General features: G+C 65.0%; 14 protein-coding genes, 1 pseudogene and 1 riboswitch. Of the genes and pseudogenes, 5 read left to right on the plus strand and 10 right to left on the minus strand.

Features of this window, described 5'->3' with window-relative positions; genetic code table 11:
- Positions 1–16: 16 nt before the first annotated feature.
- From QF047_RS01810 to QF047_RS01840, 7 genes are read right to left on the minus strand one after another with little or no spacing between them, the layout of a single operon-like run.
- A complete protein-coding gene (locus QF047_RS01810; protein ID WP_306635936.1) occupies positions 17–991 on the minus strand; it encodes a LacI family DNA-binding transcriptional regulator in 975 nt (324 codons plus the stop codon).
- Positions 988–2280: a hypothetical protein gene (locus tag QF047_RS01815; protein ID WP_307273276.1), complete on the minus strand. Its 1293-nt coding sequence runs from the start codon at positions 2278–2280 to the stop codon at positions 988–990. The genes QF047_RS01810 and QF047_RS01815 overlap by 4 nt, the downstream gene beginning before the upstream one ends.
- A complete protein-coding gene (locus QF047_RS01820; RefSeq protein WP_307273279.1) occupies positions 2277–3431 on the minus strand; it encodes an N-acetylglucosamine-6-phosphate deacetylase in 1155 nt (384 codons plus the stop codon). The genes QF047_RS01815 and QF047_RS01820 overlap by 4 nt, the downstream gene beginning before the upstream one ends.
- The gene (locus QF047_RS01825; RefSeq protein ID WP_307273282.1) at positions 3428–4192 is read right to left on the minus strand and encodes an SIS domain-containing protein; all 765 of its coding nucleotides are present in this window, start codon (positions 4190–4192) and stop codon (positions 3428–3430) included. The genes QF047_RS01820 and QF047_RS01825 overlap by 4 nt, the downstream gene beginning before the upstream one ends.
- On the minus strand, positions 4189–4959 hold the full coding sequence (locus tag QF047_RS01830) for a 6-phosphogluconolactonase (protein WP_307273285.1): 771 nt from the start codon (positions 4957–4959) through the stop codon (positions 4189–4191). Before QF047_RS01830 ends, QF047_RS01825 begins: the two co-directional genes overlap by 4 nt.
- Positions 4946–6259 carry an AGE family epimerase/isomerase gene (locus QF047_RS01835; RefSeq protein ID WP_307273287.1) on the minus strand — a complete coding sequence of 438 codons (1314 nt, stop codon included), beginning with the start codon at positions 6257–6259 and terminating at the stop codon, positions 4946–4948. Before QF047_RS01835 ends, QF047_RS01830 begins: the two co-directional genes overlap by 14 nt.
- A complete protein-coding gene (locus QF047_RS01840) occupies positions 6256–7791 on the minus strand; it encodes a sodium:solute symporter family protein (protein ID WP_307273290.1) in 1536 nt (511 codons plus the stop codon). The genes QF047_RS01835 and QF047_RS01840 overlap by 4 nt, the downstream gene beginning before the upstream one ends.
- Before the next feature lie 238 nt (positions 7792–8029).
- On the opposite strand from QF047_RS01840, the gene QF047_RS01845 reads away from it, so the two are divergent.
- The 3 genes from QF047_RS01845 (at position 8030) to QF047_RS01855 (ending at position 9286) form a co-directional block, all read left to right on the plus strand.
- Positions 8030–8344, plus strand: a complete 315-nt coding sequence (locus QF047_RS01845; RefSeq protein ID WP_307273292.1) for a helix-turn-helix transcriptional regulator — start codon at positions 8030–8032, stop codon at positions 8342–8344.
- Complete coding sequence (locus QF047_RS01850; protein WP_307273295.1) at positions 8341–8748, plus strand: SRPBCC domain-containing protein; 408 nt, start codon at positions 8341–8343, stop codon at positions 8746–8748. The genes QF047_RS01845 and QF047_RS01850 overlap by 4 nt, the downstream gene beginning before the upstream one ends.
- 112 nt (positions 8749–8860) lie before the next feature.
- Positions 8861–9286, plus strand: a complete 426-nt coding sequence (locus tag QF047_RS01855; protein ID WP_307273298.1) for an ester cyclase — start codon at positions 8861–8863, stop codon at positions 9284–9286.
- Positions 9287–9359: 73 nt separating this feature from the next.
- Here QF047_RS01855 and QF047_RS01860 read toward each other — a convergent pair whose 3' ends face one another.
- On the minus strand, positions 9360–9734 hold the full coding sequence (locus tag QF047_RS01860) for a DoxX family protein (RefSeq protein WP_307273300.1): 375 nt from the start codon (positions 9732–9734) through the stop codon (positions 9360–9362).
- Positions 9735–9780: 46 nt separating this feature from the next.
- On the minus strand, positions 9781–10833 hold the full coding sequence (locus QF047_RS01865) for an LLM class flavin-dependent oxidoreductase (RefSeq protein ID WP_307273304.1): 1053 nt from the start codon (positions 10831–10833) through the stop codon (positions 9781–9783).
- Between the two features lie 91 nt (positions 10834–10924).
- Here QF047_RS01865 and QF047_RS01870 point away from each other — a divergent pair, with 91 nt between their 5' ends.
- Positions 10925–11419 carry a MarR family winged helix-turn-helix transcriptional regulator gene (locus QF047_RS01870; RefSeq protein WP_307273306.1) on the plus strand — a complete coding sequence of 165 codons (495 nt, stop codon included), beginning with the start codon at positions 10925–10927 and terminating at the stop codon, positions 11417–11419.
- A 95-nt stretch (positions 11420–11514) separates the two neighbouring features.
- Here QF047_RS01870 and QF047_RS01875 read toward each other — a convergent pair.
- A pseudogene (locus tag QF047_RS01875) lies at positions 11515–13390 on the minus strand (Na+/H+ antiporter).
- 221 nt (positions 13391–13611) lie between these two features.
- Positions 13612–13709: riboswitch (glycine riboswitch) on the plus strand.
- Between the two features lie 161 nt (positions 13710–13870).
- On the opposite strand from QF047_RS01875, the gene gcvP reads away from it, so the two are divergent.
- Positions 13871–16723, plus strand: coding sequence for an aminomethyl-transferring glycine dehydrogenase (gene gcvP, locus QF047_RS01880; RefSeq protein WP_307273309.1), 2853 nt, complete (start codon positions 13871–13873; stop codon positions 16721–16723).
- Positions 16724–16725 lie beyond the last annotated feature (2 nt).

A 16725-nucleotide genomic window follows, 5' to 3' on the forward strand; every position in this document is an offset into this window, starting at 1 on the left:
GGATGCGAGGGCCAGGTCAAATGGTCGTGCCGCGAAGCACCAAGGACCCTTCCAGCTCAAACCGCTGGTCACTGCTCGCACCAGGCCGTCCGGCCGAGCGCAGGATTGTGACCGCGCTGCGGGCGGCGGACGCCAGATCCAGCGAGATACTCGAAAGCGGGGGATGCGTTGTTATAGCCAAGGTGTCGTCACAACCCAGGACGTTGATGTCCTCCGGGACGCGCATGCCGTGTGCCCGGAACCCGGACATCAGGCCATGGGCAACGACGTCGTCAAAGGCGATCACGGCCGTGGCCCCGGCGGCTTCCACCTCGCCGCTGACTTCCAGGGCATCGGAGTAGTTTCCGGACTTTGCCTGGAAGAAAAACGGCTTCAGTCCGAGGCTTTCCAGCGTTGACTGTACGCAGCCATGACGCTGGGCATCGGACCAGGACCTCGCCGGCCCGCCAACGTAAGCAATGCGGGTGTGGCCGGCTTCCACGAGGTGATGGAGCCCTTCGGCGAGGGCCTTGGAAGTGCTGATCAGGACACGCGGGACGCCGGCCACGTCGCGGTTGATCAACACCGTTGGTTGGCGTTCGGCAATGGTCTGAAGAACCCGATCCGAAAGCCGCGAGGACGCAATGATCAGCCCTTCCACCTGCGGTGAAAGCCGCTCGATCATCTGCAGTTCCCGCTTGGTGTCCTCAGCGGTGTCGGCAACGAAGACTGCCAGCCCGTAATCCTCTGCCGCCAACTGCGCATACCGGATCAGCGGCGGAAAGAACGGGTTGGCAACGTCAGGCAGCACCAGCCCAATAGCGCCGGAGCGGCCGGTGATCAGAGCGCGGGCGTGATGGTTGGGGACATAACCGATCTCTGCAGCCGCATCCATCACCCGCTGGACGGTCTCCGGCTTCAGCTTCCCCGGATCAGTGAATGCGCGGGAAACGGTGGAGGGCGCCACGCCGATACGCTTCGCGACTTGGACAATCGTGGACTTGCTCTTCACAACAACTCCCGTCCCAGTCCAACCGCAGTTTCCACCAACTGCTCGGCGCTGCCCCGCTTGAACGGGGCTGGCATGCCGTAGTAGCGGTGGGCGTCGGTGACCTCGTATCCGCCGTGGTCGTACTCATCCGAGGTGGGAAAGTACCCAGGGCAGCCGTTGCTGTATGCGGCTACGAGAACGGGAGAGTCGAAGGCTTCCTGGATGCGCTCGGCGCACTCGAGGAAGGGTTCTCCCGGCAGCGCCACCACCAGCAAACCGCCAAGCCGCAGAACTGTCACCGTCCCTCTCCATTTCATATCCCGCAGTAGTTGGTCGCGGGCTGCCCAGTCAATCCAGGTCTGCAGCAACGCCCGCTGACCCGGTACCGCACCCGCCATGAGCTTAGTCCAGTGCGCCGCTGACTCCGCAGGGCTGCGGGCGTCAAGTACTTCGAAGCAAAGCTCAACGGGAGCCGCGGCGGCCCGGGTGACGCTGCCGAGCGCTTTGCCTGATGTCCGTGCCCGGGCAGCAGCCTTGCCGAGAAGGCCTCCTATCCGTTGGGCCTCAGTGAATGTCCGGTGCTGGGAGGATGCCTGGGAATAGGAACTTTCGGCAGAATGGCCAGTGTTCACATCACCGGCCGCCCCCGTCAGGAAGACTGCAGTGGATCCAGGGGCTTCGCGCTCGAGGTGGCTGCGCACAAAGGCAGGGTAGTCTCCGGAGATCAGCCGGTTGTCAGCGCCAAGCACCACGGGATGGCAGGGATACTGCACCAGCCAGGTCCTGATTGTCCCGTCGTCCCGCTTGAATGCCACAACCTGCAGTGATGGATCTATTGCCCGCTCAGGGTGCCGCCGGTTTTTGGCGATGCCAAGACCTTGGAAGGATTCGTAATAGGCCCGGCAGGGTTCCCGTGAGTTGGAAGCATCTTTGACGGCAACTGCTGCAGCTTCGCTGATGGCTTCGATGATTTCCGGGTCGCATTCCCCTAAGCCTCCACGCATTGCACAGGGGCCGGCGTGTGTGTGGGTGGCGCCGATCACCGCGTAGCCGTCCCGGAACGGGATCCGGTCCGCTATGGTCCGGCAGGTGGGGCCGTCAAGGCCGCACACATCCACCGTCACCCAGCAGAAGTTGTCGATAACAAGTGCACGCACGGTAAGGGGGTCATGAACTCCGGTGCTCGGCTCCACACGGGCAGCAAAACCGGACATCCTGGTGCCTGGCGGTACGGCAACCTCAACGGTGGCGGCACCCACCGACAGGTGGTTGGTGCCGCCGTCGTCAGTTGTCATGGATGGGGAGCTCATGGGCGGATGTTCTCCATCCTCGCCGAGGATCTGATGACTTCGAGCACCGCTCCGGAATCGGAGACGAGGACCATGTCCGCAGGCGCCCCGGGCTGCAGCGTTCCCAGTCCGGGACGGGCTCCCGGAAGTGATCGCGCCGGATTTTCCGTGACGAGTTTGAGCGCCTGTCCCAGGCTCACGCTGGTTGACCTCACCACGTTGCGCAGGCCATCGGGAAGGCTGGCTGCCGCGCCGGCCAGCAGCTCCGTTCCCACATACGAGAGCCGTCCGTGCTCATCGAGATCTACACTCCCGCCGACAGGAGTCTCGTACCGGCCCGGCGCGTTGCCGGCAATCGCCGTCGTATCGGAAACGAGAAATGCTCCGCGGGGTCCTTTCGCCCGCAGCATGACCTCGATGGTTTCCGGGGGCAAATGATGGCCGTCCGCTATGAGCCCGCAGGTCACGCGGTCGTCGGCCAGCTGCGTCCAGATGGCGTTTGGGTGGCGCGGGATCATCGCGGCAATTCCGTTGCCCAGGTGGGTGGACAGGCTTGCACCGGCGTCGATGGCGCTGAGTACCTCGGCTGCACCTGCATGGGTGTGCCCGATGGAAACCCGGATTCCCATTGAACAGATCTCCTCGATTGCCCTTGGTGTATCGGGCCAGTGCGGGGACACAGTGACCACGCCTATCCGGGTGATGGCGGCCCACCGCCGCACCTCCTCCGGATCGATGGCCCGGACCTGGCTGGCGTCGTGGACTCCACGTGCCCCGTCATGGTCGGAAATGAAAGGGCCTTCAACGTGGACGCAGGGGATGGCGTCCCGCACCCGGGCATCTGCGTTCCGGGCCTTTTCCACGTACCTCAGCGCATGGCTGATCGCTTCCTCGCTGGCGGTGATAATGGTCGGCACCCAGGTGGTGACGCCAATCCGCGCCAGTTCCCCGGTGATTCCCTCGATGACTGTGCTGTCGGCGTCGGGCGCGTTGACGTCCATGCCCATGTAGCCGTTGACCTGCGCGTCGACGAAACCCGATGCCAGCACCGGCAAGTCCGAGGCGTTCGGATCGTGTTTGCGTTCGACGGCGGCGATGTAACCGTCTTCGAAATGAACAGTGAGAACGTCCCCGCGGCTGGCATCGCGGCCCTTGATGGACTGCCTTGTCATAAGGAATGCACCCGACCCTTGAACCGGTCCAGGAACTTCCTGTTTGCCTCGTCGCCACCGGGGGCGTTGCCGGACCGCCAGATGGGCGGCTCGATGTTCCGCTCCCGCAGTTCCCTGATGGTGCATTGCACGAGCCAATTGAGGGTGTAGGCGTTGGCGAAGGTGGACACAGCGCCGACTTTTTCGCTGACGCCGGGCAATTCCACGACGGCGTCGCCGATCGGCACTTTCGTGTCGATGTGAAGGTCGACGACGTCGTGCAGGTTCGATCGTGAGGGGTGCCTCGCGGGATGGTCGGCTGCGCTCTTTTCGGCGTGCTCCCGGGAGGAGACGCCGATAGTCCTGACACCCAGCGTGCTGGCTGTCAGTGCGGCGTCGATCAAGGCGGTATTGATTCCGTACGCGTTCACCAGGATCAGCACGTCGCCGGGCACAAGGCCCGCGTTTTCGATCACGATGCGACCATAGCCGGGCGTCCGTTCCATCGCCATTGAGCGCAGCGCTCCGCCGGTGAGCATGGTCCCCTCGTCGAGGATCGCCGAGATGTGCATCAGGCCTCCCGCACGGAAGAACACTTCCTGGCTGGCGAGGTTGGAATGGCCGCCGGGTCCGTAGATGTGGATGAGGCGGTCCGCGGCTATCTGTTCGGCGAGGACCGACGCCGCTTTCGCGATGGAAGCCTGCTCCTCGGCATGGATGCGTTCCAGGAGCGAGGTGATGCGGGCCAGGTAGTCGGCGCCCAGATCTGCTGGGTCACTCATCGCGGGTCAGACTCCTTGTCGAGGTAGAGGGACGACTCGGGATGGGTGCGAAGGATGGTGCCGGGGTGTTCTCCCGTGATGGGCTTGCCGAGGGTATCTGCAACTGCCTGCTTCTTCGCCTGCCCCGGCACGGAGGCGATGATCACTGCCGCGTTAAGCAAACGCGGGATGGTCACGGTGACGGCCTGCGTAGGAACGTCTTCCAGCCCTTCGAAATGCCCCTCGTCCACCTGCTGCTGGCGCGAGACATCATCCAACGCAATCACCCGGGCTGCTTTCTGGTCGTGGAAGTCTGCCGGCGGGTCATTGAAGGCCAGATGGCCGTTGACCCCAAGGCCGCACAGCACAAGATCGAACGGCGCGGAGCCCATGATGCGGGCGTAGTCCTCCGCTCCCTGGGCCGCGTCACCCGCTGTATTGATGCGGTGGAAGTCTTTGGGGCTGACCGAATCGAAGACCAGCCGCTGCAGCCAGTTGCCGAAGCCCTGCGGTGCATCCGGTTGGAGCCCCACGTAGTCGTCCATGTGGAAGCACTCCACGCGTGACCAGTCGACGCCGGGCTCCGCGATGAGCGTGGCCAGGGTGGCTTCCTGGCTTGGCGCCGCGGCGAACATAACCCTGGCCGTCCCGTTGACGGCAATAGCATCAGCGATGACGAGGGCAGCATGCTCGCCGGCCGCCTTGCCGAGTTCCTCTTTGGTTGGGTAGGCGCGGACCGCGAGTGTCCCGTGTTGTGCCGGACTGACGTCGAGGTCACTGTGCTGCATGTGAATCATCCTTTTCGAGTCGATTGAGAAATACCGCCGTCCGTACGATGTGGAACGGATCCTTGACCGGGAGTGCCACCACCTTGTCGAGTGGCGCTCCCTGTCTGTCCCGGATTTGTGTCCATTCATTCCCGTGCGGATCCGGGAAGGTTGCAAGGGTGTAGTCAGTGACCTTCGAATTCCAGTCTTCGAAGCCGTAACCGCCGTAGTGCCGGGCGAGCAGCTTCGTGGCATACATGGCCTCCGCATGCACCCACCACAACTTGGTGCTCCAGGTGGATTGCACGAGGTCCTCATAGGGGTCGCCGCGGAAAAGGGACCCGGATGGCATGCCGCCGTCCTTGTCTACGTATCGGAAAAGCCCTCCGTGCTCTTGATCCCAGCCGAGCTCCAGCGCTCGCAGCGCAAGCCCGGGAAGCCACTCGGGGAGGGCTGATGCGGAACCGCCCATCGCCTCCTGGCTGTGAATCAGCATCCACAGGCACTCCAAGAGGTGTCCCGGTGTCCTGTGCCTTGCCAAGAGGGAGTCGGTGTCCCCGGCGGAGTCCGGCCTGAACTCCCACCACTGGGTTTCCTGCAGCATCGGTTCCCTGCCTTGACCCTCAAGCAACTGGCCAAGCGCATAGGACACGGCGCTCCGGGCGGTTGGTGAGCCTGTTGACCGGAAGAGCTCGGATCCAGCGTGGAGCAGGGTCATGGGGGCGGCGAGGTCGCTGAAACCTGACCGGACAGGATAGGGGGCAGACATGGCATTCCGAGACTTGATTCTCGCCAGCGCGCTGGCCAGAATGTCGTCAGCGGTGGCCGCGGCCTGCGATTTTTCCGGCTCCGGATATCCGGGCACTTTCGCTGCGCCTGCAAAGCCAAGGACTGCGAACAGATCGGCAAAGACGCTGGTTGCCACTTCCCCATAGGGGCCCGACGGCAGGGCGGTGCCGGCCCGGTCTGTGCGGAAGGCGGTGAACCCGCCCTCCAGCACGGCGTGCGTCCGGACAAACTCGGCAGTTTGAACCGCCCGCCTGGACCACTTTTCGTCGTCGACTTCCAGGATGCCCTGACGCGCATCGGCGCCGATCTCCGCGCACAGCCACGCCCAGCGTCCTTGCGACCACGTGTACTTATCAGTGGACTGCAGAACGCCTGCGTTGGAAAAGCAGGTCATGACGCCGCCGTGAAGATCGTCCGCGCCGTTGCTGTCCCACCAGGGAAGGATGGCTTCCTGCAGGTGGTCGCGGGGAGAAAAGCCGGATGCTGTCATGCCGCGCACAGCGCCGGTAGGACCGGGTTTCGTTGCTGTCATGCCCGGGCACCGGCCGCGATCGTCGCCTGGTCCACATCCTCTGGAGCATCGACGCTGAGGGAATCGACCAGGGCATCCGATTCCTCGTTGCGCCATGGCCGAATGACACCCATGAGGCAGTAGACCACGATGGAGGCGAGAATCGGAGCAGCGACGGAAACAGCCTGGGAAAGGTCACCCAGCGAGGCCATTTGCGCTGTGAGTACGTACTTGTTGACAGCGAACACGATCAAACCGGCGGCCCACGAGAACAGCGCAGCTGACGGGCCGCAGCGCTTGAATGGGGGAAGCATGCCCAGCAGCATCGGAATGGCGATCGGTCCCACCAGGGCGCCGAACCACAGGATCAGAAGGCCCAGGACGCCGCCGAAGGAATTCGCGGACAGGGCGATCACCATCGAAAGTCCGATGAACAGGAACGTGGAGAGACGGCCTGCCGCCAGTTCGGTCTTCGAGGCAAGCGGCTGCCTAGACCCCCGCAGCGCCGGAATAATGTCACGCGTGATCACTGCGGAGATCGCATTTGCGTCCGATGATGTCATGGCCATGGTGTGCGAGAACATGCCGGCCAGAACCAGCCCGACCAGACCCGCAGGCAGCAACATCTGAGCCACCAGCGCGTAGGACTGCTCCGGCTGCGCCAAATTGGGCACAAGCAACGGGGCTGCCCACATGGGGAAGAACAGGACCAGCGGCCACACCAGGTAGAGTCCGCCCGAGAGGAGGATCGACTTCCGGGCCGAAGATCCGGTGGGTGCGGCGATGAACCGCTGGGCCAGGTTCCAAGTGCCTCCGTTGTAGGAAACCGTGCTGATGACGATGTACGCCAGGAAGAATCCCATGGTCAGGGTTCCGCCGAACGGTGCGGAATGGGAAGGCGGCAGCTGCTCCCACATACCGAAGATTGAGGATATGCCGCCGAGCTTCGCCATCGTGGCAACCAGCAGGGCGATGGCCGCCACGAACTGAATGACAAACTGGCCAAAGTCGGTCAGTGCGTCTGCCCAGAGGCCGCCAATAGTGGAGTAAACCATGGTCACGCCGCCCACCAGGACGATCCCGACAGGCAGGGGTACTCCGGCGAACGTTTCGAGCAGGATGGCACTGGCTGCCCATTTTGCGGCAACATCAAAGACCTTCAACGCGGTGCCCGACCATGCCAGAACCTGCTGGGCGGGGAGATTGTAGCGGGTGGTGAGATACTCCAGCGGCGAGATGATGCCCAGTCGCTGACGCAGCCGTGGCCACCGTGGCGCGAACAGGAATGATCCCACTACGCAGGCCACCGTGATGCTCAGGGCCCACCAGACGTAGACGGCAAATCCGGTTGTGTAGGCGAGCGCTGCGTACCCGACGAAGACGGCGGCGGAGTAGCCAGACATGTGATGCGAAATGCCGGCAAGCCACCACGGCATCTTGCCGCCGGCAGTAAAGAAATCGGCCGCGTTGTGGACCCTCCGCCGGGACCACCAGCCGATCCCGACCATCACAAGGAAGTATCCGGACAAAACGATCCAGTCGAGTGCGTGCATAGCTCTCTCCTTTGAAAGCAGGATTGGGAGGTGATGCAGACCACTCTTGCATGCAAACGTTTGCAGGACAATACCTTCCGCGGACCAATTTTGTGCCCGTCCGTTAGGCACGTGCGGAAGAAATAAACGCGGGCAGCTGCAAGCGTTTGCAGCCGAAGCCCCGCAGTAGCGCTTAGTGCTTGCTCAACCACCGGACCGGACATTGATGCGTCGGAAAATTCCGACATATGCTGGTCCTGTGCTTCCTGATGTGTTCGGTGCTGTCTCCAACCCGGCAAGGCGCGTCATCCTCGACGAGCTCCGCCAGGGGCCCAGGACTGCGGGCGAACTCACCGGCCTGCTCGAGCTCAGCCGCTCGGCAGCGTCCGAACACCTGGCCGTCCTCCGCGAGGCCGGGCTGGTCCGGGAAGAGCGGCACGGCCGCAACAGGCTGTACCACCTCCAGCCCGCGGGTCTCGAAGAGATCGGCGGCTGGGTGCAGCACTTTGAGCACTACTGGAACCGGCGCCTGGACGCGCTGGCAGAACTTCTGGACGAGGAGAAACCGTTATGACCGAGAACGCCATCAGGCTCGAACGCCGCTTTTCGCACCCCGCGGACGCCGTGTGGGCTGCGCTGACCACCCCCGAACTGCTGGCCCGCTGGTGGGCGCCGGGGGATATCGCCCCGGTGGTCGGCCACCGCTTCACCCTGGATATGGGCGCGTGGGGCCAGCAGGAGTGCGAAGTCCTCACCGTGGACCCCGGCAAGTCCATCACCTTCCTGTTCTCCGAAGGCAACCTGGACACCACCATCACCTGGCGTCTGGAGCCGGTCGACGGCGGCACCGTCCTTCACCACGAACACGCCGGCTTCCGCCTCGATACGCCGATGGGTAAGCAGGCCATCGAGGGCATGGGCAACGGCTGGCCCGGCCTCCTGGCCCGGATCGACGAGGTCCTCGCCGGCGTCTCCTGACTTCTTCCGGAGGTCGGTGGGCGGGCTTAGAATAGCCCTCCACGGCACGCTTGAACTGCAGCAGCTGATCCGGTCCGAGTACAAATTCCGTGTACAAATGGAAGGCCGGGCCGTGGATACTGACGACAACAAAAAGCTCGTGCGGCGCTTTTATGCCGAGATCGACGCCGGGAATATTGATGCCATGGATGAGCTGGTGGCTGAGGACTATCTTGACCACCACCCGCCATTCCCCGGCTTGCCGGCAGGCCGGGAAGGCCTGAAGCAGGCTTTCCGCATCTTCTCGACGGCGACGCCCGGCACCCATGAAATCGAGGACCAGGTTGCCGAAGGGGACAGGGTGGTCACCAGGCTGACCGCCACCGGCAGGCACGAGGGCGAACTCCCCGGGCCGCTCCCTCCCACAGGCGCCCAACTGCGGGAGACCGCAGTGGCAATCCATCGGATCCACAACGGAAAGATCGTGGAGCACTGGTCGGACCGGGACGACCTCGGGCTGATGCAGCAGCTCGGCGTGATCCAGCTGCCCGGAGGCTAGCCTCCTGTCACCCGGTTCGGATGACGACGGCGGGACGTCCCGCCGTCGGGCATCCAGGGCAGGCTCGAGCCGCTTAGAAGCCGAAGGGGCCAAACCGGGCGATAGCCACCCCCGCGGCAAGGATGGCCAGGACCACGTTGATAACGACATTCGGCGTCTCGTGGCGCCGGCCGTGGGTGATGGCCGCGCCTGCCATGAGCAGGACGAGCCCGACGGCGGCAGCCGGCACCAGCACGGTGGCTATGCCAAAGAGGGCCGGAAGGATGAGGCCCAGGGCCGCGAGGATCTCGAGGGCGCCGATGCGCTTGACCGTAGCGTCCGAGAAGTCCTCCACCCACCCTTGGCCGGCGGCCGCAAGCTTCGCCTTCGGCTGGGCGATTTTCATGGCTCCTGCCGCCAGGAAAGCTAGGGCGAGGATTGCGGTGATGATCCAGAGGGTGATGTTCACGATGTTCTTCCTTCGGGTTGGGAGGGCTTGATCGGGGCGGAGGGGGTCATGCGGCTGCCCCAGCGCTGCCGCCGGCGGCGAGTATGTCGCGGACCATCGGCACCACTTTGCTTCCGTAGAGTTCCACGGCTTTGAGGCGTGCGCTGATCGGCTGCGCTCCCGAGGTGAAGATGAGGTCGAAGCGGCCGACGTCCAGCGATGCCACCGCACCTGCGATTCTCCGGGCGACCGTCTCGGGCGAGCCGATGTACATCGAACCGTGCTGGATTTCGGCCTCAAATTCTTCGCGCCGGACAGGAGGCCAGCCGCGGAGTGCTCCGATGCGGTCACGGACCACCTTGTAGTGGGGCCAGAAGATCTCTTTGGCTTCGTCATCGGTGTCGGCGATGAACCCGGGGGAGTGCATGCCTACCGGCCAGGCCGTTGTGTTGAACTCTGCGGCTGCCCGCTTGTAAAGGTCGATGAACGGCTTGAACCTCTCCGGCTGTCCGCCGATGATGGCGAGCATCAGGGGGAACCCGTACCTCGCCGTGCGGACCACCGACTGGGGTGTGCCGCCAACGCCCACCCACGTTTTGAGGCCACCCTCGGTCTTGGGGTAGACATCCGCCTCAACGAGCGGCGCACGCACCGTGCCCCGCCACGTCACCGGCTTCTCGTCCAGAAGCTGCGCGAACAGTTCGATTTTCTCCTCAAAGAGCACGTCGTAGTCTTTGAGGTCGTAGCCGAAGAGCGGAAAAGACTCGGTGAAGGAACCCCGTCCCAGAATGACCTCGGCACGGCCGTTGGAGAGCGCATCCACGGTGGCGAAGCGCTGGAATACCCGGACGGGATCGTCGGAGCTGAGCACGGTCACGCCGGATCCAAGGCGGATGCGTGAGGTGCGGGTGGCCATGCCGGCCAGGACTGTCTCAGGGGCCGACACCGAGTATTCCGGGCGGTGATGCTCGCCGACCAGGAAGGCATCCACCCCCAACTGATCGGCAAGGACTGCCTCATCCACCAGTTGCCGGATGGCACGCGCATGGCTTACCGGCGCACCCGCATCATCCGTGGGGACGTCACCAAAGGTATCCAAACCAAAAATCACTTCGCTCATGGGCACGTCCTCTAGTTGATGTGTCAATCACTTAATTGACGTGTCAATCATCCGCCGGTATGGTTGACATGTCAAGTAGAAAAAGGTGGTCATGGAGTACAGCAGCAAGGGCGCCCGGCAGAGTCCCACTCCAAACGAACTGGCCGTGTGGCGCGAGTACATCGAGACGGCCGAGGCGATGCGCCAGGCTTTGGCGGCGGGTCTGCAGTCCACGTCCGGTGTGTCCCCGGGCGACTATGCCGTGCTCCTGGCCCTCAGCGAGGCCCCGGAGCACAAGTTGCGTTCCTCAGTACTGGCCGAGGGGATTGGGTGGGAACGCAGCCGCCTGTCCCATCACCTGGGGCGGATGGAAAACAGGGGGCTCATCCGACGGCGCAAGTCGGGTAACGACAGCCGTGGCGCCGAGGTGGAATTGACCGACGACGGGGCCCGGACTTTCCGTGCTTCCTCAGCGCCGCATCTCCGGCTGGTACGCCGGTTCTTTGTCGATGCCCTTGCGCCGGAAGACCTTGAAGCCATTGGGAGGGTTGCAACGAGTTTGCGCCGCCACCTGAAGGATCTCGCCTTGGAAGAGGAAAAGGGCTAATTCATGGCCGCCGGGGATGGCCAAGGCAAACCAGCGGACGACGGCGGGACGTTCCGCCGTCGTCGTCCGCTCACCTGAGCCATGCCAACAGGCTGTCAGCCCAGCAGGTCGTCCTGGTAGCACCAGAGCCAGTCCTCGCCCGGCTCGATGCTCCGCATCACCGGGTGGCCGGTGGCGGCAAAGTGCCTGGATGCATGGGTTGCGGGCGAGGAATCACAGCATCCGACTTTGCCGCAGCCCAGGCACATCCGCAGGTGTACCGGCGTCGTACCTTCCAAGCGGCAGTCCGCGCAGAAGGGATCCTGGGGGACCTCTCGGGGCCGGGCCGACTCGAGGTGGCCGCACACTCCGCCGGGCCTGGCAATTCCTTCGCCGCCGCCCTCGCCGGACGTGTCCACCTCGTCCAGCGCCGCATCCAGCATGGATTCCTCAACGTCCAGCCGCTCCAGGACGTCACTGAGGACCTCCTGGGCGTACTCGCCGCCGCGCCGCAGATCCAGCACTTTGGCCCGTTCCGCCTCCAGCATGGCAAGCCGCAGCCTGGCGTAGCGTTCGCTGGGCGTCGCTGTTTCCGCCGAGGGCCGCCCCAGCCGCTCCCAGGCCGCCAGCCCGCGCTCCTGGGTGCGCCGTTTCAGCATGGCCACCACCTCCGGCGGATCGTCGTCCGTCCGCAGTTCCTGCAGCCGGGCCACACCGGCGGCGGTGGCGAGCTGCATCAGCGATGCCTTGTTCAGCGCATCCTCGCGCTGGTCCGGGCCCTGCACCCTGAGGACGCGGACCAGCGCCGGGAGGGTGAAGCCCTGCAGCGTCAGCGTGCCGCCGACCACCACGAGGGCAGCGAGGATCAGCACCGAACGGTGCTCCAGGTCCTCGGGCAGCACCAGCACCGCCGCGAGGGTGACCACCCCCCGCATCCCGGCCCACGAAACGATCGCCGGGAACTGCCAGGGCGGCGACGGATCGCTGCGCCGCACGGCCGGAATCAGGCGGGGCAGGTACGTCGCCGGGAACACCCACACCGGCCGGAGCACCAGCACCGCCAGCAGAATCACAGCGCAACCCGCCCAGATCCTTGCGGCACCAAGGGAATCGTCCTGGACGCCCTCGACGATCGTCCGCACCTGCAGCCCGATCAGCAGGAAAACCGAGTTCTCGAGCAGGAACTGCACGGTGTTCCAGTTGCTGCGCTGGCTCAGCCGGGCGGCACCGTTGGGCATCGAAGGCGCTTTGGTGCCCATCACGAGCCCTGTAACGACGACGGCGAGGACGCCCGAAGCGTGGATCGCTTCCGCCGGGAGGTATGCCACCAAGGGGGCCACCAGGGACGTGGAGGTGTTGATCGCGACGTTCCGGATGCGCTTGCGAAGCATAGTCAGGACGTAGGCAGCGGCGATGCCCACCACCAGCCCGCCGCCCACGGCGAGCAGGAAGTCCCCGGCGATCTCCGCCGCGGACACGGACCCCGCGATGGCGGCGATGGCGGCCCGGAGGCAAATCAATGCCGTGGCGTCATTGACCAGTGATTCGCCCTCCAGGATGGTGACAATCCTGCGCGGCATCCCCACCTTCCGGGCGATGGAGGTAGCAGCCACGGCATCCGGCGTGTGCCAGGACCGCACCCAAGGCGAATGCGGCGGCCAGCGGAATCTCCGGGAACAGCCACCAGACCACCAGGCCCACCGTGATGGTCCCGAAGATGACGTAACCAACCGAGAGCAGTCCAATGGCCCGGCGGTTGGAGCGGAAATCGAACAGGGAAGTCCGCAGCGCCGCGGCATACAGCAGCGGCGGCAACAGTCCCACCAGGACCACTTCCGGGTTCAGTTCAATGTCCGGAACGAACGGGAGGAAGGAGCCGATCACGCCCGCCAGCACCAGCAGCAGCGGAACCGAAATGTTCAGTTTCCGGCCCAGCGCGCTGCCCGCGCAGACCACCGCGACGAGAACCAGAAGTCCCAGGGCGATTTCCATTCGGCCATTGTCTCAGGCCCGAGGAGCGCAGGCACAGGAGGGGGCGGAGCCTCGCGGCACTTTGGTGAGACGGCGACGGCGGCACGGCGCGCCGTCGTCCGTCCGCGAATGAAGCATCCCGGGTGCGGGCAGGATTTCAGACCTATCGGACGGTAATTTTGCATCCAGCCACCCAACCCTGTAGGGTGTGAGCCGTGTCACCCACCAGTGGCACATGCTTATGATCTGCGGCGGGAGAGTCCTGCCGGTACGTTTTGCAGGCGCCGTAGGAGCAAATCCTCCCCAGGAATCTCTCAGGCCCACGTACCGCCGCGGCAAGGCAACTCTGGAAAGCAGTCCGGGCAACCGGGCTCACCGACGGTGCAAGTGGCGTCCTGCGAAACAGCAGGGCAACGCAAAACTCTCAGGTCCAATACAGAGCGGGGAGGAACCCGAATCAACGTGGTGCTTAGGCGCCACCTGAATTATGGAGTTCCTCTTATGACGGTTCAATCGTCCCCCACCACCTTCGCAGACCGCCATATCGGCGCGCGCCGCCAGTCGGACATCGACACCATGCTCAAGGCCGTCGGCTACGACACACTTGACGGCCTGGTCGACAGCGCGGTCCCCGACTCCATCCGCCAGGACAAGCCGCTCGCCCTCGAGAACGCCCTGAGCGAAGTCCAGGTCCTCGCCGAGCTCCGCAAGCTGGCGGGCAAGAACAAGATGGCCGTGCAGATGATCGGCCAGGGCTACTACGACACCGTGACCCCGCCGGTGATCCGCCGCAACATCCTCGAAGCCCCCGCCTGGTACACCGCCTACACCCCTTACCAGCCGGAAATCTCCCAAGGCCGGCTCGAGGCGCTGCTGAACTTCCAGACCATGGTCCAGGACCTCACCGCGCTCCCCGTGGCCAACGCGTCCCTCCTGGACGAAGCCACCGCCGTCGCCGAAGCCGTGCTGCTGATGCGCCGCGCCAACAAGAACAAGACGGCGAAAGACGGCAAGACTGTCCTCGATGCCGACCTCCTCCCGCAGACCATCGCCATCGTGCTGGGCCGCGCCGAAGCCCTGGGCTTCGAGGTGGAAATCGCCGACCTCACCAACGGACTGCCCGACGGCGACATCAACGGTGTGGTCCTCCAGCAGCCGGGCGTCTCCGGCCGGGTCTGGGACCAGTCGGCCGTCATCGCCGAGGCCAAGGACCGTGGCGCCCTGGTCACCGTCGCCGCCGACCTCCTGGCGCTCACCCTGATCACGCCGCCGGGCGAGCAGGGCGCGGACATCGCCGTCGGCTCCACCCAGCGTTTTGGCGTGCCGTTGTTCTTTGGGGGACCGCACGCCGCCTACATGGCCGTCCGCGACGGCATGGAACGGACCCTTCCCGGCCGCATCGTGGGCGTTTCCAAGGACAACGCCGGCGTCCCCGCCTACCGCCTTGCCCTCCAGACCCGCGAGCAGCACATCCGCCGAGAGAAGGCCACGTCCAACATCTGCACCGCGCAGGCACTGCTGGCCATCGTGTCGTCCTTCTACGCCGTTTACCACGGCCCTGACGGGCTGAAGGCGATCGCCGAAACCGTCCACAACAACGCCCGCGCCCTCGCCGCTACGCTGAAGATCGCCGGCCGCGAACTGGTGTCCGACACCTTCTTCGACACCATCACTGTCCGCGTACCCGGCAAGGCCGCCAAGGTGATCACCGCCGCCGAAGCCCGCGGCATCAACCTGCGCCTCATCGATGCGGACACAGTTGGCGTGTCAGTCGATGAAACCACGACGCCGGAGGTCCTCTCCGCAGTGGTCGTCGCCTTTGGCGCCGGTCCCGTTGTGGAGGCCGCCGGGTTCGAGCTGCCCGAGACGGTGCTGCGCACCTCCACTTACCTGCAGCACCCGGTGTTCAACACGCACCGCTCCGAAACGCAGCTCCTGCGCTACATCCGCCGCCTCTCGGACCGGGACCTGGCGCTGGACCGCACCATGATCCCGCTCGGCTCCTGCACCATGAAGCTCAACGCCACCGCCGAGATGGAAGCCATCTCCTGGCCGGAATTCGCGTCCATCCACCCGTTCGCCCCGGATTCCCAGACTGCCGGCTGGCGTGAACTCATTTCCGGACTCGAAGCCGACCTTGCCGAAATCACCGGCTACGACCAGGTGTCCATCCAGCCCAACGCCGGATCGCAGGGCGAGCTCGCGGGACTCCTGGCGATCCGCGGCTACCACCACTCCCGGGGCGACCAGCAGCGCAACGTCTGCCTGATCCCGGCTTCGGCGCACGGCACCAACGCTGCTTCGGCTGTCCTCGCGGGCATGAAGGTTGTTGTGGTGGCTACCGCTGCCGACGGCACGATTGACCACGCTGACCTGCAGGCCAAGATCGAGGCCCACAAGGACGTCCTCTCGGCCATCATGATCACGTACCCCTCCACCCACGGTGTGTACGATTCCGACGTCCGCGAGGTGTGCGGCGCCATCCACGCAGCCGGCGGCCAGGTGTACGTTGACGGCGCGAACCTGAACGCCCTCGTTGGCCTCGCCCAGCCGGGCAAGTTTGGCGGCGACGTGTCCCACCTGAACCTGCACAAGACGTTTTGCATCCCGCACGGTGGCGGGGGACCCGGCGTCGGCCCGGTTGCTGCGAAGGCACACCTGGCGCCGTTCATGCCGGGCGACGCCAACAAGGCCGCGCACGAAGCGGGGCATGGCGTTGCCATTTCGGCTTCGCGCTTCGGCTCCGCCGGTGTGCTCCCGATTTCCTGGGCCTACGTAAAGCTCATGGGCGGCCAGGGCCTGACGGAGGCCACCAAGTCCGCGCTGCTGGCCGCGAACTACGTTGCCGCCCGCCTCGACGAGCACTTCCCGGTCCTCTACACCGGTGAGAGCGGGCTCGTGGCGCACGAGTGCATCCTGGACCTGCGCGACCTCACGGCCAAGACCGGTGTCACCGCCGAGGACGTGGCCAAGCGCCTGATCGACTTCGGCTTCCACGCCCCCACGCTGTCCTTCCCAGTGGCGGGCACCCTCATGGTGGAGCCCACCGAGTCCGAGGACCTCGCGGAGATCGACCGCTTCATCGAAGCCATGATCACCATCCGCCGGGAAATCGACCAGGTGGCCGCCGGCGACTTCGCCGTGGAGAACTCCCCGCTGCGGAATGCACCCCACACGGCAGCCGCCGTGGTTTCCTCCGACTGGAACCGCGACTACCCGCGTGAGCAGGCGGCCTTCCCCGTGTCCTCGCTGCGGCAGGACAAGTACTTCCCGCCCGTGGGCCGCATCGACGGCGCAGCGGGGGACCGCAACCTGGTCTGCTCCTGCCCGCCGCTTTCTGAGTTCGAAAACTAAGG

Source organism: Arthrobacter sp. W4I7 (assembly GCF_030816215.1).
GTDB lineage: Bacteria > Actinomycetota > Actinomycetes > Actinomycetales > Micrococcaceae > Arthrobacter > Arthrobacter siccitolerans_A.

What these genes read in the sequence shown, in the direction of transcription:
- QF047_RS01815 (WP_307273276.1), bottom strand. Translation starts at nt 2,280, where the DNA reads ATGAGCTCCCCATCCATGACAACTGACGACGGCGGCACCAACCACCTG.
- gcvP (WP_307273309.1), top strand. Translation starts at nt 13,871, where the DNA reads ATGACGGTTCAATCGTCCCCCACCACCTTCGCAGACCGCCATATCGGC.
- QF047_RS01835 (WP_307273287.1), bottom strand. Translation starts at nt 6,259, where the DNA reads ATGACAGCAACGAAACCCGGTCCTACCGGCGCTGTGCGCGGCATGACA.
- QF047_RS01825 (WP_307273282.1), bottom strand. Translation starts at nt 4,192, where the DNA reads ATGAGTGACCCAGCAGATCTGGGCGCCGACTACCTGGCCCGCATCACC.
- QF047_RS01830 (WP_307273285.1), bottom strand. Translation starts at nt 4,959, where the DNA reads ATGCAGCACAGTGACCTCGACGTCAGTCCGGCACAACACGGGACACTC.
- QF047_RS01850 (WP_307273295.1), top strand. Translation starts at nt 8,341, where the DNA reads ATGACCGAGAACGCCATCAGGCTCGAACGCCGCTTTTCGCACCCCGCG.
- QF047_RS01870 (WP_307273306.1), top strand. Translation starts at nt 10,925, where the DNA reads ATGGAGTACAGCAGCAAGGGCGCCCGGCAGAGTCCCACTCCAAACGAA.
- QF047_RS01820 (WP_307273279.1), bottom strand. Translation starts at nt 3,431, where the DNA reads ATGACAAGGCAGTCCATCAAGGGCCGCGATGCCAGCCGCGGGGACGTT.
- QF047_RS01840 (WP_307273290.1), bottom strand. Translation starts at nt 7,791, where the DNA reads ATGCACGCACTCGACTGGATCGTTTTGTCCGGATACTTCCTTGTGATG.
- QF047_RS01865 (WP_307273304.1), bottom strand. Translation starts at nt 10,833, where the DNA reads ATGAGCGAAGTGATTTTTGGTTTGGATACCTTTGGTGACGTCCCCACG.